General features: G+C 36.6%; 17 protein-coding genes. 6 read left to right on the top strand and 11 right to left on the bottom strand.

All coding sequences use genetic code 11. From position 1 onward, the window contains the following. Positions 1-19: 19 nt before the first annotated feature. Positions 20-1,456, top strand: coding sequence for a sulfotransferase (locus MTP24_RS18155; protein ID WP_243533954.1), 1,437 nt, complete (start codon positions 20-22; stop codon positions 1,454-1,456). Here MTP24_RS18155 and MTP24_RS18150 read toward each other — a convergent pair. Continuing rightward, complete coding sequence (locus MTP24_RS18150; protein WP_010556770.1) at positions 1,428-2,342, bottom strand: alpha/beta fold hydrolase; 915 nt, start codon at positions 2,340-2,342, stop codon at positions 1,428-1,430. The genes MTP24_RS18155 and MTP24_RS18150 overlap by 29 nt on opposite strands. Before the next feature lie 128 nt (positions 2,343-2,470). Between MTP24_RS18150 and rlmF the strand changes: the two genes are divergently transcribed. Both rlmF and ltaE read left to right on the top strand, forming a co-directional pair. Beyond that, positions 2,471-3,403: a 23S rRNA (adenine(1618)-N(6))-methyltransferase RlmF gene (gene rlmF, locus MTP24_RS18145; protein ID WP_010556771.1), complete on the top strand. Its 933-nt coding sequence runs from the start codon at positions 2,471-2,473 to the stop codon at positions 3,401-3,403. An 18-nt stretch (positions 3,404-3,421) separates the two neighbouring features. Continuing rightward, the gene (gene ltaE, locus MTP24_RS18140; protein ID WP_243533952.1) at positions 3,422-4,426 is read left to right on the top strand and encodes a low-specificity L-threonine aldolase; all 1,005 of its coding nucleotides are present in this window, start codon (positions 3,422-3,424) and stop codon (positions 4,424-4,426) included. On the opposite strand, the gene MTP24_RS18135 is transcribed toward ltaE, so the two are convergent. The 5 genes from MTP24_RS18135 to MTP24_RS18115 form a co-directional block, all read right to left on the bottom strand. Further along, on the bottom strand, positions 4,409-4,993 hold the full coding sequence (locus MTP24_RS18135; RefSeq protein WP_243533950.1) for a thymidine kinase: 585 nt from the start codon (positions 4,991-4,993) through the stop codon (positions 4,409-4,411). The genes ltaE and MTP24_RS18135 overlap by 18 nt on opposite strands. A 92-nt stretch (positions 4,994-5,085) precedes the next feature. Then, positions 5,086-5,895: an amino acid ABC transporter substrate-binding protein gene (locus MTP24_RS18130; protein ID WP_243533947.1), complete on the bottom strand. Its 810-nt coding sequence runs from the start codon at positions 5,893-5,895 to the stop codon at positions 5,086-5,088. 73 nt (positions 5,896-5,968) lie between these two features. After that, positions 5,969-6,439, bottom strand: coding sequence for a methylated-DNA--[protein]-cysteine S-methyltransferase (locus tag MTP24_RS18125; protein ID WP_243533945.1), 471 nt, complete (start codon positions 6,437-6,439; stop codon positions 5,969-5,971). Beyond that, entirely contained in the window at positions 6,436-7,791 is a 1,356-nt protein-coding gene (locus MTP24_RS18120) for an AlkA N-terminal domain-containing protein (protein WP_243533943.1), read from the bottom strand. The genes MTP24_RS18125 and MTP24_RS18120 overlap by 4 nt, the downstream gene beginning before the upstream one ends. Before the next feature lie 77 nt (positions 7,792-7,868). Beyond that, positions 7,869-8,351, bottom strand: a complete 483-nt coding sequence (locus MTP24_RS18115) for a GNAT family N-acetyltransferase (protein ID WP_010556777.1) — start codon at positions 8,349-8,351, stop codon at positions 7,869-7,871. A 450-nt stretch (positions 8,352-8,801) separates the two neighbouring features. On the opposite strand from MTP24_RS18115, the gene bfr (MTP24_RS18110) reads away from it, so the two are divergent. Continuing rightward, entirely contained in the window at positions 8,802-9,272 is a 471-nt protein-coding gene (bfr, locus tag MTP24_RS18110) for a bacterioferritin (RefSeq protein WP_006791631.1), read from the top strand. 14 nt (positions 9,273-9,286) lie between these two features. Further along, complete coding sequence (gene bfr / locus MTP24_RS18105) at positions 9,287-9,751, top strand: bacterioferritin (protein WP_006791630.1); 465 nt, start codon at positions 9,287-9,289, stop codon at positions 9,749-9,751. Between the two features lie 68 nt (positions 9,752-9,819). Here bfr (MTP24_RS18105) and MTP24_RS18100 read toward each other — a convergent pair whose 3' ends face one another. The 4 genes from MTP24_RS18100 to MTP24_RS18085 all read right to left on the bottom strand — a co-directional run bounded on the left by MTP24_RS18100 (position 9,820) and on the right by MTP24_RS18085 (position 13,086). Beyond that, positions 9,820-10,014: a (2Fe-2S)-binding protein gene (locus tag MTP24_RS18100; RefSeq protein WP_006791629.1), complete on the bottom strand. Its 195-nt coding sequence runs from the start codon at positions 10,012-10,014 to the stop codon at positions 9,820-9,822. Positions 10,015-10,427: 413 nt separating this feature from the next. After that, on the bottom strand, positions 10,428-10,952 hold the full coding sequence (locus tag MTP24_RS18095) for a DUF6436 domain-containing protein (RefSeq protein ID WP_243534520.1): 525 nt from the start codon (positions 10,950-10,952) through the stop codon (positions 10,428-10,430). After that, a complete protein-coding gene (locus MTP24_RS18090) occupies positions 10,936-12,402 on the bottom strand; it encodes a methyl-accepting chemotaxis protein (RefSeq protein WP_243533941.1) in 1,467 nt (488 codons plus the stop codon). Before MTP24_RS18090 ends, MTP24_RS18095 begins: the two co-directional genes overlap by 17 nt. Before the next feature lie 132 nt (positions 12,403-12,534). Further along, a complete protein-coding gene (locus tag MTP24_RS18085; RefSeq protein WP_243533939.1) occupies positions 12,535-13,086 on the bottom strand; it encodes an isochorismatase family protein in 552 nt (183 codons plus the stop codon). 211 nt (positions 13,087-13,297) lie between these two features. On the opposite strand from MTP24_RS18085, the gene MTP24_RS18080 reads away from it, so the two are divergent. Further along, entirely contained in the window at positions 13,298-17,755 is a 4,458-nt protein-coding gene (locus tag MTP24_RS18080) for an EAL domain-containing protein (RefSeq protein ID WP_243533937.1), read from the top strand. Between the two features lie 329 nt (positions 17,756-18,084). On the opposite strand, the gene MTP24_RS18075 is transcribed toward MTP24_RS18080, so the two are convergent. Next, entirely contained in the window at positions 18,085-18,978 is an 894-nt protein-coding gene (locus MTP24_RS18075) for a cation diffusion facilitator family transporter (protein ID WP_006791624.1), read from the bottom strand. Positions 18,979-19,018: the final 40 nt, after the last annotated feature.

Here is a 19,018-nt window from a genome sequence, read left to right as displayed (position 1 = left end):
AAAAATAAAATGCCCCACTATGCTACTAGATAAAGCCAACAAACTACTCGCACAAAATAAGCTTAAAGAAGCTGAATTTCATTACAAAACGATACTTGCTACTGAGCCCGAAAATGGCGAAGCCTTATTTGGTTTAGGTAAAATAGCACTAAGACTAGAAAAGTTTGATGCCGCAGTTTATTTACTACAAAAAGCCTGCGAACGTTTACCGCACATGTTAGAACCGCTTCACGCATTGGCAGACGCTTTTAATGGTGTTAATTCACCACAGGACGCACTTACCGTATTAGAATATGCAAAAAGCCTAGCAAGCCATAACCCTGAACCACATTATTACTTAGCCCAGCATTATTTAACACATGGTGATTTGGATAAAGCGCACACAACATTTGCACACGCATTAAGTATGGGCTTATACCCTGTCACAGCCTATATTTTGTTTGAATTAGTACAACTTGGCCGTTTTAATAAAGAACACAATTACATTAGTAATTTGCATCACTTAGTAACTCAAACTAACAACCTACGTCTTAAAATGGTGTGTTACTACGCATTAGGCAAAAGTTACGATAAACTAAACGATACAGATCAAGCTTTTAACTATTTTGAGCTAGCAAATACGCTACAATATAAATTAAGTACGTTTACAACCAAAGAGCTTGACCCTTTTTATGATCAGATCATTAAATACAGTACTCTAGATTTATTAGCTTCACGTGAAGAAGACTTTTCCGCAACAATCACGCCTGTATTTATAATTGGCATGCCAAGAAGCGGGTCAACTCTACTAGAGCAAATGCTTATAAGTCATAGCGAATGTTCAAGCCTAGGCGAAAACACGAGTATTAGTAATAATGTTGTTGCCTTTTTAGAGCAAAAAACCAAAACTCCGTATCCTCAGTGCTTAGCCAATTTAACGCCTAGCCTAATTAATCAAGCTCGTAATATTTATATTGATACACTAAAAACAGCGACACCGTTAAGGCCGATTATTATTAATAAGCTACCAAGCAATTATCAATCGCTCGGGCTGATTTATATTTTATTTCCAAACGCTAAGTTTATTAATTTATCACGTAACGTTAATGCCACAGCATTTTCTGTATTTAGTAATTATTTTGCTGAGAACGAGCCGTACTTTTGCTCTTTAACTGAATTTAAGCACTACCATGGCTTATATGAAAAACTAATGACACATTGGAATACTTTAAGATTACCTGTGTTTAATTTAGCCTATGAAGACTTAGTAAATAATCCTGAAGACCAATTAAATACTCTTTTTGAGTTTTTAGGGTGTAAATATGAGCAAAACTGCTTATCGTTTTACAATCAAAAAAGAGCCGTCACAACACTGAGCAAACAAGCTGTTCGCCAGCCAGTAAATACAAATGCCGTTAGTAAATGGGAACGATACCAAGTCCCCTTGCTCAAGCTAATGAACAAGGGTGACTCTTAAACCATTGAAGTAAATCGTTAAATTGCTCTTTACGGGCTATTGGATGAGTTAACATATTTATGTGGTCGTAATCTATACGGTGTCCATGGCGACGACCATAAATACGCATTTGTTGGATACCAGGGCCAGATTCATCAATAAACCTTTGAATATCAACTGGCTGCGCTAATGCTTTATCTTTAACCGCTGCAATATGTAGCGTAGGTGGCAAATGAAGTGAACGCAATGCTTTTGCATAATCAAAATTATCATCGGAATCAACCCAAGGCTTTTTTTTAGCCCACTGCATGCTTTGATAATGCGACTTTTGGGTTTCGTCGTCACTTCCCCACTTTAAGCGCTTTGCAGGTAAATACCCGTGCTTTTTAGCTAGTAATGGCGCCATAAAATACCAAATAAAATTAGCTTGAAGTAACTTTTTTGGATGATTGTTAAACAGTGAGCGTTTTGAACCAAAGTAAACACATGCTTTTACATCATCAATATAATGTGGAAAGCGTGCAAATACGCTATTCATTAAAACGCCACCCCACGAATGGGCCACCCAGTAATCTGGTTTAGAACCTTCGAGCTGCTCAATTTTATTAATAAACGCGGGAATATCTTCTAATATAGCTTCGGTTTGCCCATAGGCAGCAGATTTAGATATAACAGGCTTACTTTCTCCGCGCCCACGCAGATCAGCGACATAGCAACGATATCCGTGCTCAGCTAAAAATGGAGCAAGACCTTTATTACTATGTGTATAAAAAATTTTGCCATTTTCGACTGCACCATGCATAAAGAATACGATGGGACCATTTTGTTGTTCATCGAATATTTTGCGTAAATGCAGTGTTTGTTTATCTGCTAAATTTATAGTTATTGATTGTTGAGAAATGGCCACGCTTAATCCTTATTGTTACCCTCAACTCATCGTACCAGTATTTTTAAATATGCCAAAGTAATTGTCTGCACTTTAATTACGAGGATTTGTTACAATTAACTATTGATATAGATTGCTAAAATAAATTCATGACTAAAAATACACCACGTGCAAAACTACACCCACGCAATCAGCATAATAACGGTTACGATTTTAACTTACTAACAGCTGCGCTGCCGGCTTTAAGCCCTTATATAGTTAACACGCCTGCAGGTACTAAAAGTATTGACTTTGCAAATAATAAAGCAGTAAAAACACTCAACCAAGCGCTACTCAAAGCGCACTATAATATTGAATTTTGGGATATTCCCGAGCACAACTTATGCCCACCAATACCAGGGCGAGTAGACTATATCCATCACTTGGCCGATCTATTAAGCGAAGATAATAAACAAACAATCCCTCAAGGTAAGCAGGTTAAAGTACTTGATATAGGTACTGGTGCAAATTTAGTTTATCCATTAACAGGGACGAGTGAATATAACTGGCACTTCACTGGCTCAGATATAGACCCTGTCTCGGTTAAAATAGCCAAGCAAATTGCACAATTTAATGCCTTAAAAATAACGGTTAAGCTGCAAAAAAAACCGGCTAATATATTTAAAGGTGTTATAAACCAAAAAGATTTATATCACTTAACGCTTTGTAACCCGCCATTTCATGCAAGCGAACAAGAGGCAAAAAAAGGAAGTGAACGAAAATGGAAAAACTTAGGAAAAGCGCCCAGTAAAACGCTTAACTTTGGTGGTAACAACAACGAGCTTTGGTGCGAAGGTGGTGAAGTACAATTCATCACAACAATGATTGCAGAAAGTGAAGAATTTGCACAACAAGTGTTGTGGTTTACATCTTTAGTCTCAAAAAAAGACTCACTTAGTGCACTTGAAGCAAAACTAAAAACATACCCAATTGCGGAATATAAAATTATTGATATGGCTCAAGGGCAAAAAGTTAGCCGATTTCTTGCTTGGAGTTACTTTGATAAAGAGACGCGTGAACACATTTGTAATGAACTTGATTAAATAAGAAAAAGGAAAAATATGATAGATTTTCGTTCAGATACGGTCACCAAACCAACAAAAGAAATGCGCGATATCATGTACAGTGCACCAGTTGGTGATGATGTTTATGGCGACGATGAAAGTGTAAATAACCTAGAGAACTTCGCTTCTACTCGTTTTAATTTTGAAGCCGCACTTTTTTGCAGCTCTGGAACACAAGCAAATTTACTTGGTTTAATGGCACATTGTGAACGTGGGGACGAATATATTTGTGGCCAAAATGCGCATAATTATAAATTTGAAGGTGGTGGTGCAGCAGTTCTAGGCTCTATACAGCCACAACCGATAGAAAACGAACAAAACGGTTCCATTAATTTCAATAAAATAGCCGCTGCAATTAAACCAGACGATAGCCACTTTGCAAAAACGCGATTACTAAGCCTAGAAAATACCATTGGCGGTAAAGTACTTAGCCTCGAGTACCTCGCCCAAGCACGGGACTTTGTTAATGAGCATAATTTAGCTCTACATTTAGATGGCGCACGTGCGTTTAATGCATCAGTTGAGTTAGAAGTTGATATTAAACAAATAACGAAACATTTTGACTCTGTGTCTATTTGCTTATCTAAAGGGTTAGGTGCACCGGTTGGATCTTTATTATTGGGGTCATCTTCTTTGGTAAATAAAGCTAGGCGATGGCGTAAAGTACTTGGTGGTGGTATGCGACAAGCCGGAATGCTCGCTGCTGCGGGGCAATATGCGCTTGAAAATAACATAAGTCGCTTAAAAGACGATCATGCTAATGCGCGCTACCTAGCTAAATGTTTAAGCTCACTTGAAGGCTTTAACGTAGATATGAGTAATACGACCAATATGGTGTATGCATCTTGTGATGAAGGTTTTAATATTGTAGATATAGCTGCGAAGCTAAAACAGCAAGGTGTTCTAATAAGCCCAAGTAAACAACTCAGGCTAGTCACGCATTTAGGGATAACTCGAAAAGATATAGACACCTTTATTAGCGCGTTATCGGCCCATATTTAAAGCGGCTTTGTAATGTTTGCGGCATACCGATACATAACGATCGTTGCCGCCAATTTCAACTTGGTTACCGTCGGCAATGGCATCACCATTTTCATCGGTACGTAATACGTGATTGGCTTTGCGTCCACAATGGCACACCGTTTTAAGCTCAATTAATTTATCAGCCCAAGCTAGTAGGTATTGAGAGCCAACAAACAACTCACCTCTAAAGTCGTTTCGTAAACCGTAGCAAAGCACAGGAATGCCTAACTCATCTACTACATCCGTTAACTGCATGACTTGCTCTTTGGATAAAAACTGACATTCATCGACTAATATACAATGGCGCTTTTTTTCATTGTTAAGCGATTGAATCAACTCATACACATCTTTACTTGCATCAAATACATGTGCATCGGCTTGCAAACCTATTCGAGACGAAACCTTGCCAACACCTTCTCTATCGTCAATAGCTGCAGTAAGGATAACTGGCTCCATACCTCGCTCTTTATAATTAAAAGCCGATTGTAATAAGGTGGTAGATTTTCCCGCATTCATTGCAGAATAGTAAAAGTATAATTGAGCCATGATGGTGCCAAGTTACAAAAAGTGCGCTTATGCTACCCTAATATGCACTGAATACCAATTTCAAACGCCAAATAAGCTTATGATTTAAAGTATTAGTTTTGAGGTTGTTTGGCAGAATTTAAATAATCAATGTAGATAGGAGCCGAATCAAATTCACTAACCCACTGCCACATTTTATGACTAAGCGTCGGATGATTTTCATAAAGTTGATGCGAAAAAACTAAATAACCAAGCGTAAATTCGTATGGGGGAAATAGTGCTTTTACATCGGTGTCACTATAAGGGTAACTAGACGTTTTAATTTTATTAACTTGGCAAATATCTATGCTTGAGTCCACAACCCCTTTGTTAAGTAGCTCAAATGCATTTTCTTTAGACACCGTCTCGTGAACAAAAAGAGGTTCTTTTTTTAAAACAGCGCTTAAGCCATAACCGCTTGGCACAGCAATTGTAAATGTTTTGGTATTAAACTTATCGCGTGATTGCCATTGCGATCGAAATTTATCACGACCTAACAAGCAGCTGCCAAACCTGCTAATAGCAAACTGAGCATTAGGTTTTGCATCTTCATTCATTGGGTAAACGGCTATTCGCTCTCTGCCTTCTCTGAAGCTAGCAATAACTGCATTTACTTTATTTGATTCAAGATCCTTCAAGCACCTTCGCCAAGGTTTTCTTACAAATTCAATATCAACACCATCAACTGCGTCGTCCAATAGCCGGAGTACGTCTGCCGAAGCTCCGGGCCTTTGAATCGGAATCTCTTGCCCTGTACCTAAAAACATTGGCGCAATTTCCTTGTCTTCATAGCAAAAAAGCAACTTTTTAGCAGCGGCGTTTGCGCCATTAATCGGTACGATGCATAAAAAGATAAATATATAAAATAGTGTATTAAATTGCATAGCTATTTTTTATTAGAGTATTTTTTATAGTGTAACCTTTATAATATATGATACAAAACTTAAGGCTACTAATTTACAAAACCCCTTCATGTTGTAAAAGCCAACGTTTTCTTTCGAGTCCACCAGCGTACCCAGTTAGCGTTGCATTTGCGCCAATAATTCTATGGCAAGGCACGATAATGCTAATTGGGTTTTTACCGTTAGCTGCCCCCACCGCTCTTACCGCTTTTGGGTTATTTAATGCGTGAGCAATATCCCCATACGTATTGGTTTTACCGTAAGGAACATCCAAAAGTGCGTTCCATACATTTTTTTGAAATTCAGTCCCTTTAGTATCTAAGGGAACACTAAATGTTTTACGCTTTTTATTAAAATACTCTTTTAATTGCAGCGCACAGCTTAATATCGGCTCATTAGTTACTTTAGCAAGAGGCATATGTGGGTAGGTTTCAAGCGGATAAAAGCCAACGTAACTCACCCCTTTTTCAGTTGCTTGAATTATTATATTGTCTATGGGACTTGTTATGTATGTTTGAATAATCATGATAGTTGCTGCCAAAGTTGAAACGTTAAATAGGAACGAAATGGGGTGCACTTTTCACTGTTAAACGAACTTGCCGCAGCTTGTGCTTTTTTAATTCCTAAATCACCATCAAGTAATATATCGGGTTGGCTTTGCCCTCTTAATTTTGCATAGTTCACAGTCCATGGGCCTATTCCTTTTAAGTCAAGCCATAAATCTAAGTCACTATTGCCAGGGTTATTGGCGCAAAACAAAGCTAAATTATGTAGCGCATTTTTGCGCGCTTGTGGCATTTTAAAAAAATCAAAGCTGCTTTGTGCTACCTGTTCGGCACTCGGAAAATACACATGGTTTACGTCTTTTTCTCCGAGCTCATCAACTAGTTTAGTGACTAAGCTATGCGCTGCGGCTACGCTTACTTGTTGTCCTAGCACAGCCCTAATACCAGCCTCAAACTCTGACCAAATACCTGGCAACCTAAGTCCGTTACACAGTGTGAATGCATTGTTTATGTTTGTATTTAAATGAGTTTCTATTAAATTAATATCAGCATCTAAGTCTAGAACCCGCCGTATGTTATTTATAACTGTTTGCAAATATTGCGTGTCGTCTATCTCTACCTTTACTTTAAAGTGATGTTTACTTTCGATAAATTCGGCAGTGAAGCACCCTTTATAAAGCGTATTTGAAAACGTACGCCCGTAGCTATTTTCCGAAATCCATTCAACAGGTTTAATTAAACGTTTTTCTATAAACGAGCGTAAAGCAAGCCAATTATAAGGAGGCCTAAAAGGAAGGGTTAAGGTAAGTGACGTACTTTGAATTTTGGTATTTTGACGCAGTGCTGATGGTGTCATATTTAATTGTTTGAAAAAAGCATCATTAAATCGCCTTGTACTTTTAAAACCTGCCGCGTATGCAATGTCGGTTAGCGATAAATGCGTTTCTTGTATCAGCTTTTTTGCAAAATGACATTGCTTAAATAAACGATATTGCGTAAGCGACAAACCAAAATGTTGTTTAAACAAACGTCTTAAGTATCGACTACTCACTCCTAACCTTTCAGCTAACTTTTCGCAATCATGTTCATCGTATTGGTCAATGAGCTGCTTTGCCCTCAAAGCGGTTGTTTTGACCCCTTGCCAAGCCGCACTTCCCGGTGCACTGTCAGGCCTACAACGAATGCAAGGCCTAAAACCGTCTTGCGCTGCATTATGAGCAAACTCATAATAAATAACATTTTTTTCAAGCGCAGTAGGCGCTGGACAAATAGGCCTGCAGTAAATACCCGTACTTTTTACCGCAACATAAAAAAGACCATCAAATCGGTGATCGCGACTTTGACGTGCTTTTTGCCAGTAAGATGAAATCATAAATAGCTCTTTTAATGAGTGACCAGCACAAAGTTTAAATAAATTTTTACCCATTGCTAGCCACAATCGGAACTTTACTATTTAGCAAAATCTATTAACTCTTGACCCGTTAAACGATAAATAATCCATTCAGTTTGGGGCTTTGCACCTATACTGTCATAAAAATCTATTGCAGGCTTATTCCAATCCAAAACAACCCACTCAAAACGACCACAATTATTGCTCAACGCCTTATTAGCTAAATGCTTCATTATGGCTTTACCAGCACCTTTACCACGGCTATCTGGACTTACGTATAAATCTTCAAGATACAAACCGTTTTTACCTAGCCAAGTAGAATAATTGTAAAAATAAACTGCAAAGCCTATAGGTTCATCGCCATCTAAACATATAATACTGTGCGCTGTGGCGCCTTCGCTAAATAATGTCTCTAAAATAGCTTGCTCATTTGTTTTGACCGCATCTGGCTCTTTTTCATATATCGCAAGCTCTGTAATAAAATGTAAGATAATTTTGGCATCGCTTGGCTTCGCATCGCGAATTATAATTGACTTGCTCATAGTAGTGACCCTAAGTGTGCTGCGCTATTGTTAAATTAAAATATGTGTTCAGTAACTATTTATGGTGCTGATAATGTATTACACACCATGAAATTAATGTGTATTTGAGTATGCCATACATCAATTAGCTTAATTGATTAATAAACAAAAAATATAATTGAATTAAAAACTATTAATGAGGTTTGCTATTTTTTGCACCTGAGTTCAGCGCTATAAAGTTAATTACGACACCCGTATTACCTAAGCTGCTTTAAATATATTCAAGCTTCTCTTATTCAGGCAAAAATTGATTGTGCGCCCAAAACGCAGAGAGCCTATAAAGCAAGCAACAATGCAAACTTAAATAAGAATCAAAACCAATAGTAACGCAATGATTTTTATAGAGAAAACTTGCAATTACTTGGTTTTACACTACACTAGCCATAATTAACAAAGCTATGGTGGCATATCATGAAAGGTAATCAAAAAGTAATCGACGCATTTAATGCGCTACTCGCCAACGAGTTAGCTGCAATCGATCAGTATTTTATACACTCTCGCATGTATGATGATTGGGGTTTAAATAAACTTTATGAGCGCCTTAATCATGAAATGGAAGAAGAAAAAGACCATGCTGACTGGTTAATCAAACGTATTTTATTTTTAGAAGGTGTCCCAAACCTTACCAAGCGTCGTGATTTGCTTATTGGAAACGATGTTAAAAGCATGATGCAAAATGATTTAACACTCGAACTAGAAGTTGTTGCCTGCGTAAAAGATGTAATTGCCATCTGTGAAGAACAGCAAGACTATCAATCTCGTGCAATACTCCAAAAACTATTGTTCGATACAGAAGAAGATCATGTTTACTGGTTAGAACAACAACTTGGCCTAATTGAAAAAATTGGCTCAGAAAATTACCATCAATCTCAAATGGGTTAGCAGGAGCTAAAGTTATGAAAGGCGACTTAGAGGTCATTAAAGCGTTAAATAGCGTACTTGCTAATGAACTTGTCGGAATTAATCAATACTTTTTACATGCACGTATGTTTAAAGACTTTGGTTTTAGCCAGCTTGATAAAGCAGACTACAAAGTGTCAATTCAAAAAATGAAAAACGCCGATCGTTTAATTGAGCGTATTTTATTTTTAGAGGGTTTACCAAACCTACAAGACTTAGGCCGTTTACGTATTGGTGAAAACAGCGAAGAAATGATTGCTGCTAACATGAGCTTTGAGCTTGATACTATAGACGAACTTCGCGCTGCGGTTAAATTAGCTGAAAGTAAAAAAGACTACATTAGCCGAGAAGCACTCGACCATATTTTAAACGAGCAAGAAGAGCAAATGGACTGGCTGGAAACACAGCAACAGCTTATTGAGAATGTAGGTATAGAAAACTATCTTCAATCTCAACTTTAACAACACGTTATAAGCATAAAAAAAGCAGCCATATGGCTGCTTTTTTTATGTAATATTTTTTAAAATAATTAAGCGACTTGATCTGTTATGTCTGCAATTTGAATCAGCTTGCGATTCAAAATCTTCTTAGTACAACCACAGCATTTTCCGCATTGGCTGCCGACATTAAGCTCTTTTGCCAACTCACGCATAGTTGTTGCACCATCATCAATTGTTTGTTCAATTTTTTTATCTGTCACACCGTGACATAGACAAATGTACATGATTACAAACCACTCTAATTACTTTCGATATAGTTATATTAATCTAAATAGTAATAGTTATCAATAATTTTTAGAGAGTTATTTGAATTTTATTTTAAACCCAATTATAACTTTAGGGTAACCTTTCATACAAAAATTGGTAACTCATTGTTCCCCTAATCTTTTGTCAATTTTATTTAGTATCGCCATTGATTCAAATTAATAGATTGATCATTAAAATCTAATAATTAGTGAATATAGATTAGTTCATTTGAGAGTTGACTAATAAAACTTTCACTCAAAAGTGTGCACTAACACAAATATAAAGCACTTGAATAAAACTACTGACTACTCAGTTAGGCTCTTTTTGATAAAGAAAAAAGAGTGTGATTTAACACTCAACAAATTTACTTTAAGGAAGCGGCCCCCTGAAGCTAAACCCTATTTTTGCAATAACAGCCTTTAGTATCTGCTACAAGTAATTTTGAGTTAAACCCAGCAACTAAGTTAGTCATTGCCGTTTCTACAAAACCACTGCCCTGTGAGCAAGCTAATCCTTCTGATAATGGCCCCGCATAAACAAACTCGCCATTCTTATCAATAATTACAGCGGCTGGCGTAGCTGGAATAACATGATGTAACTCAGCTAAGTAAGGATGCTCGATAATATTAAAGCCTTTTTCGTCAGCAAATCGTTTAAGTGCGGTAATGTGTGCTTTAGCCTGCTTTGCGCAACCACAGTTTTGCTCTATGACAAGAACTAAAGATGCCTCGTGTGTTTGCGTATTCAACCCTAGCTGCTTTTTAAAACTTAAAAACCAACCATCCTGTAATAATATTCTGTCACTATCAAACGATTTTAGCTGGCTAACCTGAAAATAAACTAAGCCTGATATAACGAATCCTAACCAGGCTAGTATTATAAACTTTAAAAAATGTGGGCTACTTAAATTTAGCAATTGATTGCTCAAGTACGTCAATACTCACGTCGATTAACTGAACTTTGTCGGTGAGTTGCTTAACAATATTGGAATCCTCGTACTGATTTTGGCGCATTTGGTCTGTGCTGTTAGCAATTTGTTCTGTATTACCAGCCTGTTCTGAAACAACTTGTGCAACCGAGCTAGTACTACTCGACACCGCTTTTATCTGTTCACTCATTGCTGAAATATTTTCTTTCATTGCAGTGCTTATTTCAGTTAAATCAACAACAAAGCTTACGCACTGAGTCATTGATTGGGTAGATGTTTTACTATTTGTAACAAGGTCTTTAAGAGTCAGGCCTATTTTGTCAGTAGTTGCTTTACTATGGTTTGCCAATGATCGTACTTCATCCGCTACAACTGCAAAGCCCCTTCCGTGCTCGCCAGCCCTGGCAGCTTCAATGGCTGCATTGAGCGCAAGTAAATTTGTTTGCTCAGCAATCCCAGATATTTCGTTTAATAAGCTTGAAATGACATCGCCGGCAGCAACGAGTTGATTAATTTGCTCTTCTGTATGATTTAACAAATTCAGTAGCTCTCTACTTTTACTGTCGGTCTGTAATACGTCGTCTAAAGCCCCTTTAGCAGATTGTGTGATGCTATCTACTTGTGTTTTCAACACTTCGCTTTCTTGCTCTACTAATTTGAAACCATGCGCAACTTGAGCACCCGAATTAGCTATATCATCTGTTTGCTGAGTTCGCTGCTGTGCACCATTCGCTAGTTGATCATGAACTTGAATTAATTCACCGGAATTGGTTTTAAGAGAATACGACTGAGTTTTGACTTGTTTAATAACGTCCGACAAGTAATCGAGTAAGGTGTTAAAACCAACAACAGCTTCACTTTGCGTGTAATCGGCTCTAAGAGATAATTTAATGTGCTCAGAGTTTTCCATAATTTGCTCAGTTGCTGAGCTAAGTGATGTTCCAGCCCGGCGCTCTCTCTCTAATGTAATTGCTATGTAACCTACAACAAGCACTTCAACTATTGCATAAGCTGCATGAATAATCACAGTACTAAAAGAAAGTCTATCAGGGTCGAATACATAAAAGCCCGTATTTTGGGTTTGTAAGTAGTAGAAAGAAAGGTGATGGACGGCAACAAATACAATGGCTGTTATGAAAACGCGCCATTGAACAAAAATAATTAAAATAGGCATTAATATAAAAATTTCAAAATGCACTTCAATTAAGCCAAAAGCTTGCTGTATATGCAAAAAAGAAAACATCATAATTGCAGCAGCGACTATGTGGGGTGTAATAGGGTTATTTTCTTGAGTTTTAAGTAGCCATATTGGTAATAAACACAACGGCAAACCGACTATAAATGCTTGAGTTAACGTACCAAAATAAAGGCCTAATCCTATAGATTCGACGAATAAGATGACAAAAATAATTGTTAATAAACGACTAACACTAGACATAAAGACCCTAACTTTTAATTTTACTAATACATTTAGCTTAGTGCAAATGCAGCCAAATAGTACCAATATTATCAATGAATAATTTGAAATTTAATATTAATAAACATTTAATTTACACTATATACAACTAACCTATTTAATTATAGGTAATATTTTCTTAAACGTAGGCGTAGCTGCAGTTTTTGTCCATTGAAATATAATAATTTCTGCACATGAAATTACCGCTCCGCCATGCTTTAGCTGTTCTATTGCGATACTTTTATGCTCAGCATTACGAGAGCCTATTGCATCTATTACTAAAACCACTTCAAATCCATTTTTTAATAAATCAATACACGTTTGTAAAACACACACGTGCGCCTCAGTGCCCACTACAACAATCGTTTTTTTGTTAAAACTAATTAACTTATCTAAGAAGCCAGCTTCTTCACAAGCACTAAAATACACCTTACTGAAATACGTAGCACGCGGTAAAACAGATTTAATTTTGTTGTCGGTTTCTCCTAATCCTTTTACATACTGCTCTGAGATAAGTGTTGGTATGTCGTGCACACAAGATGCCTGCGCTAATTTTAGTGTGTTTTTTAAAAGACTTTGAAAATCACTAATCATGGGGGAAAGTCGCTCTTGAATATCTATGATCAGTAAAAGACTATCTTTGGCTTGTATGTTTGTTAAAGCCATTTTAAGACCTCCCTAAAACCCTTAAATAATGTTAAATATTAGTTCATTGCATTAAATTTGCACTGACAAAATATGTTTATTTTTTGTAAAAACATAATAAAAACTGTGCTATATTTAACACTTAGCTGTATGTAGCTGCACCTGTTTTGGAGATCGGTCATCAGTGCCAATAAGTAAATTATCCCTTTTTGTTTTATTTATAATGTTGTGTATGAGCAATGCATTTGCATCGCAAAATTATGCCCAACAGTTACAACGCCTTTCTACCGATGAAGGCCTCTCACAAAATTACGTTGTAAAAATACAAGAAGATGAGATTGGCTACATTTGGATTGCTACGCAACAAGGACTAAATAGGTTTGATGGCTATAATGTTGAAACATTCGACGGTGGTTTTGACCTAGACAAACATTACATTTTTACAGTACTAAAAACACAAGACGGTAAGTTACTTGTTTCTACTGATATAGCTGGTGCATACCTAATAGACCCGCAAACTTTAAAAACAGAAAAAATCTACTCAGGACAGCTCGATAAAGAAAAACAAATTTATTCACCTGTTTCAGCAATGGCCGAAAAAAACGAACTTTATTACTTAGCAATTGATAACCAAATACTCACTTACAATAAAATCACTGGAGCTTTTACACAAACAGCCGCTTTAGCTGAAAAAACGTCGTATATACGTGCTCTAACACTACACAATAATACACTTTTCATTGGAGCCAATAATGGGCTATTCACGTTCAACCTTGTTAGTAATCAGCTTACAGAAATACCGCTTCACCCTGTCGAAAAAACAACAATAGACAACATCAATGTAAAGTTTTTACAGGTAGATAAAGAGCTTGGCCTTCTAGTTGGCACGGTAGAAGGGCTGTATAAATTCGCATTTTCAGAAGATAACCTTGTACTCAGCTCTAAAATAACGACGCTTATTCCCGATCTTAATATCTGGGATTACATTAATTCTGAGCAGGGTGAGTTTGTAGCAACAGAAAAAGGATTATTTAGTTTTAGCCGAATAAACGGCGAAATAGAGTTCATATTAAATTATGAAAAAAGTAAATTTAATATCAACGATAACTCAATTGACGATTTAACAATAAGCCAAACAGGAGTACTTTGGTTATCATCAAGAAGCCAAGGGGTATTCACGTGGCCCATTAATACAAGACGATTTAAAAATATTAAGTTGCCCGTCAATAATACGATAAACAAAATTCACGAAGACGAAGATAATACTATATGGTTTGGTACAAACGATGGCCTAGCTCAATACAACCCTAAAACAAAAACTACACGTACTTTTTTAAACTCAACCGACGCTAAAGCAGTGTTTGGTTCGTCAGCAGTTTATGATATTTTTGCTTCCTCTCTTGGAAACAACCAATATTTATGGCTATATTCTTACAGTGGGTTTGAATTGTTTGATAAAAATAGTAAGCAATTAGTATCAAATTTAAGTACTAATAACGATTTACTTACTCAACCTACTGTTTTCGGTTTTGCCAAAATTGGCTCTCATCAATATGCATTTGCAAACGACAAAAACTTTTACCTATTTAACGAAAAAACAGGTGATATAAGGGTTATTGAAGGACTTAAAAACTTTCTAGACCCTATATATGCCTATGTGTTCCTTCCGCCAATAGAAACACACCCAAATGAACTTTTAATTAGTATGACCAACAGCCTATATAGGTATAACGAGTCAACACAAAGCTTAAACCAAATATTTCAGTCATCAAACAATAGAGACGACATCTATTACACTGTAGATAATTATTACCTTGACTTAAAAAGAAATGTTTTATGGCTTGCAACTACTCATGAAGGCTTGATTGGCATAGACCCACAAACCTATGAACGTAAACATTCTCTGGGGCTCAAAAGCTCTTTAAATTCTAATTCAATTTTGTCTTTAGTGCCTGATGAAAAAAATTATTTGTGGGCAAGCTCTGAGAATGGACTCTACAAGATAAACCTCAACACACTTAATGTTACAAGTTTTTCTGTTAAAGATGGTTTAAGCACCAATAAATTTACAGACTACACGCAAAGAAAATTGAATAATGGGCAAATAATATTAGGTAGTAATGCTGGCGCCCTTCTTTTTAATCCTGCTGATTTCAATGAAAATAAAACAACTGAAAAACATAGATTAGCAATTACAGATGTCAGCTTATTGACGAGAGAATTACCTTTTTCGCCTCTTAAATACAGTAATCAACCCCTCAAATTGAGCCATGATGATATGGGGTTAACGGTAAACTTTTCTGACTTTTCTTATCCAGATACAAATAAAACGCTATATGATGTGGTTCTTGATGGCCCAACATCACTTACCTATAACAACTTAAAATCAAATCAGGTGTTTTTTACTAAACTTCAACCGGGAAGCTACTCTCTCACCATAAACGCACATTTTAAAGATGGTGTAATTAAAGCCCCACCAGTTAAGCTGAGCATGAATGTAGCCTATGCTCCTTGGAAGTCTCCCTTTGCGATATTCACCTATATTATAGTTATGTTAAGTCTCTTCGCTTTATTTTTCTGGCAATACCGTAGCCGCCAAAATGTTATTCAACAAGCGCATACAGACACTATAAATTCGAAAAAACAAACAGAGCTCGCTCTTAAAAATAATAAAAGTGGAATATGGGATTTTCGATTTAAAGATGGTTCTGTAAATACCTTACGCGGCATAGAACTGGGTTATGAGAACCTTGAAGAACGAGTATCGATAGAGCTGTTTTTTTCTATTATACACCCTGACGATAAGCGTCGATTTGAAACCAAATGGCAAAGCTTTATAAGCAAAAAAAGTAAAAATAAAAATTGGCAATCAACATATCGTCTCCGCCATAAAAATGGGCAGTGGTTGTGGTATCAAGACACTGGCCAAATAATTTTTGACACTCAAACAGGTAAACCTTTGTATGTATCTGGTATTTATACCAATATTACAGAGCAGCGTGCCAATGAAGAACAAGCCAAAATACTAGGTGAAGCATTTAGCCAAATAAACGATTGGTTACTGATTTTAGACGATCATTTAATGCCATTTTCAGCAAATAATAGTTTTATAAGAACGTTCTCTGATTCAGAGGAATTTACAAATATTAGCCCGAAACTATTTATAAAGTCTATTGGTAAAGAAAACTGTAAAAAGTTTGCAAAAATACTTAAAAAATTGCAACCAACTGAAAACTGGCATATTGATACGTTAATAAAAACAGCTAAAAGCAGTAAGCACCCAGTGCATATTAATGTGACTGCTGTAGCAAAAAGTACAACAGAAGTAAGCTACTATGTAATTGTTATTTCTGACCTAACAGAGCAAAAAAGAGCTGAAAATGAGCTGCGTTATTTAGCCAATTACGACGCACTAACAAAACTACCAAATCGTAGTTTAATGTATCAAGAAATTGAGGAAGCCATCAAACAAGCCGAAAGTTCAAATACACATTGCGCACTCTTATTTATAGATTTAGATAAGTTTAAGCCAGTAAATGACTCTTTTGGTCATGCTGTAGGTGACAAGCTTCTTTGTAATATTACTGAACGGTTGGGTAATATCCTTAACGAAAATGCACAGCTTGGCCGTCAAAGTGGAGATGAGTTTTTAGTTCTGATTAAAAATGTAGAATCTCAGGACTCATTAAAAGAAACAGTTATGCTAATTAGTAAAGAATTAGCAAATAAAGTGATGATTGAAGACTTTGCGATTAATATTTCTGCCAGTATAGGCGTTGCTTTGTACCCATTTGATGCAATAACAACCGACATTTTAATTCGTAACGCAGACGTCGCTATGATGCAAGCAAAGCAAAATGGCAGGAATGGTTTTAGCTTCTTTAGCGATGAAATGAACGAACAAATAAAACAAAAGCTAATGCTCGAAAATGATTTAAAAGATGCAGTAAAAGCCGACTTATTTTTTAATCATTATCAGCCAATTGTTGATATTGAAGCAAGAACAATAAATGGTGTAGAGCTACTAATGCGCTGGAAAAACAAAGAGCAATTTGTTTCACCCGCAGTGTTTATTCCAATTTCAGAAGAAACCGGTTTAATCGAGCGCTTAACTGAGTTAGCCCTTAAACGTGCACTTATTGAATTAGCGCCACTACTGAATGACAATCCATTATTTTATATTTCCTTAAACCTATCACCAAAACATATTTTAAAGGAGAACATAACCGAACGTTTACAATGCATACTAGCAGACGCGGGTATTCTGCCAAAGCAACTGAGGCTCGAAATTACAGAGACTATATTGCTTGAAGATAAACTGAAAGCTGCTAAGCAGTTACAAAAATTAAAAGCAGCAGGATTTAAATTATTGCTTGATGACTTTGGTACAGGCTATTCATCGCTGACTTACTTGAGCCAATTCCCAATTAACGTCATAAAGATAGATCAAAGTTTTGTAAATAGTATTGGTGAGGACAAAGGAGACGAGTCAATTATTAAAACTATTATTTCTTTAGCTGAAAATTTAAACTTATATTGTATTGCTGAAGGCGTTGAAAATCGTGACCAAATGGAGTTTTTAGTTAACGCTGGTTGCCATGTGCTTCAAGGATACTACCTTGCAAAACCAATGAGCGCTGAAGCACTTAATGAAAATAGTTGTTTTAGAAAAATTATTGAGCTTATTTGAAGCAACTAGCAAGTCATTAGAACCCCCATCCACTAACACACAGCTCTAATGACCTTTGTGGGTTAGTGTTTGTTAAAACTTAAAGCGGTTTAATCGCAGCACCAGGTTGGCTACTACTCCTGCACTACTCTTCAGCCTTTACACGGTGTAACAGTAAACCAAAGCCGAGCAACAAGAATTAAACTGCCCCGGGAGATTCCTTTGGGGCCGCTTCTGCTTACATTAATTCTGCGTTATCAACTATTTGTGAAGGTACACACCTTATGTGCACTGTCTTGCCTAAGCACCATGTAGGCCGTTGGAATTTAACTTTGAAAGGTTAATAAACTTTAGTGAATATGATGGCATTCATGGCTTTCAATTTGCAGTACGCTACTGGTTACTCTAAACCTTTCAGCAAGCAGATTCTCTACCTTTAAGCGACATGCTTCGTCATGCTTTTCAATAGTACAGTGCTTTTTGAGTACCACATGAGCCCCCACCACTAGGCCATCGTAATTACGTGTTACAGTTACATTATGTACGTTATGTACGTGTTCTATGCTTGTGATTTCGCTTTCAATATCTGCTACCTTAGGAAGTTTTGCTTTATTTAAACGCAAACCTTTAATACAACTTATAATTACTTTAATGCCCGTAAACAATACAAACGACGCTATAAGCATACTCGATAAAATATCGATGACCGCAAGGCCTGTGAAATATATTAATACACCAGCAACAAAAGTGGACACAGTAGAAATCAAATCAAAAAACGAATGTAAGAACACGGCATAAACATTAATGCTTGCTTTTCGTCCCTTGTATAACACCCAAGCAGCGGCACCGTGGAACAAAAAGCCCAGCCCCGCAATTACCGACATTAAGTAACTATTTATCTCAAGTTCGTTACCTTCATGCTGATGAATAAATCGCTCCCCACCTTCATATAGAATCACCAAACTAATTGCGAGATATAAAATGCCATTAATAAGCCCACCCATTAACTCAGCCCGTTGATAGCCATCATTGAAAGTTTTAGCTAAGTGAATAGCAAAACTTGAAGCAATTAAGGCAATAAATAGCGAACTATTATGCACAAACAAATGTCCTGCATCAGCTAATACAGCAAGCGAATTAGCATAATACGCGCCAATTACTTGTATGATCATAAATGAGCATGTTATTGCAAGCGCAATGAGTAAGCGCCTACGAGAAGCTTGGTGTGTTGTAATTTCGGTCATGAAATACTTGGGTTACCTATACTTAGAATGCAAGTAAGCC

It is taken from the genome of Pseudoalteromonas sp. APM04, from assembly GCF_022809815.1.
Lineage (GTDB): Bacteria > Pseudomonadota > Gammaproteobacteria > Enterobacterales > Alteromonadaceae > Pseudoalteromonas > Pseudoalteromonas marina.
The sequence above is the reverse complement of the archived record's forward strand: the minus strand, read 5'-3'. Positions and strand labels throughout refer to the sequence as shown.

Excerpts from the sequence above, each read along its gene's own strand:
- MTP24_RS18155 (WP_243533954.1), top strand. The coding sequence starts at position 20 with ATGCTACTAGATAAAGCCAACAAACTACTCGCACAAAATAAGCTTAAA.
- rlmF (WP_010556771.1), top strand. The coding sequence starts at position 2,471 with ATGACTAAAAATACACCACGTGCAAAACTACACCCACGCAATCAGCAT.
- ltaE (WP_243533952.1), top strand. The coding sequence starts at position 3,422 with ATGATAGATTTTCGTTCAGATACGGTCACCAAACCAACAAAAGAAATG.
- MTP24_RS18135 (WP_243533950.1), bottom strand. The coding sequence starts at position 4,993 with ATGGCTCAATTATACTTTTACTATTCTGCAATGAATGCGGGAAAATCT.
- MTP24_RS18130 (WP_243533947.1), bottom strand. The coding sequence starts at position 5,895 with ATGCAATTTAATACACTATTTTATATATTTATCTTTTTATGCATCGTA.
- MTP24_RS18125 (WP_243533945.1), bottom strand. The coding sequence starts at position 6,439 with ATGATTATTCAAACATACATAACAAGTCCCATAGACAATATAATAATT.
- MTP24_RS18120 (WP_243533943.1), bottom strand. The coding sequence starts at position 7,791 with ATGATTTCATCTTACTGGCAAAAAGCACGTCAAAGTCGCGATCACCGA.
- MTP24_RS18115 (WP_010556777.1), bottom strand. The coding sequence starts at position 8,351 with ATGAGCAAGTCAATTATAATTCGCGATGCGAAGCCAAGCGATGCCAAA.
- bfr (WP_006791631.1), top strand. The coding sequence starts at position 8,802 with ATGAAAGGTAATCAAAAAGTAATCGACGCATTTAATGCGCTACTCGCC.
- bfr (WP_006791630.1), top strand. The coding sequence starts at position 9,287 with ATGAAAGGCGACTTAGAGGTCATTAAAGCGTTAAATAGCGTACTTGCT.
- MTP24_RS18100 (WP_006791629.1), bottom strand. The coding sequence starts at position 10,014 with ATGTACATTTGTCTATGTCACGGTGTGACAGATAAAAAAATTGAACAA.
- MTP24_RS18090 (WP_243533941.1), bottom strand. The coding sequence starts at position 12,402 with ATGTCTAGTGTTAGTCGTTTATTAACAATTATTTTTGTCATCTTATTC.
- MTP24_RS18085 (WP_243533939.1), bottom strand. The coding sequence starts at position 13,086 with ATGGCTTTAACAAACATACAAGCCAAAGATAGTCTTTTACTGATCATA.
- MTP24_RS18080 (WP_243533937.1), top strand. The coding sequence starts at position 13,298 with ATGAGCAATGCATTTGCATCGCAAAATTATGCCCAACAGTTACAACGC.
- MTP24_RS18075 (WP_006791624.1), bottom strand. The coding sequence starts at position 18,978 with ATGACCGAAATTACAACACACCAAGCTTCTCGTAGGCGCTTACTCATT.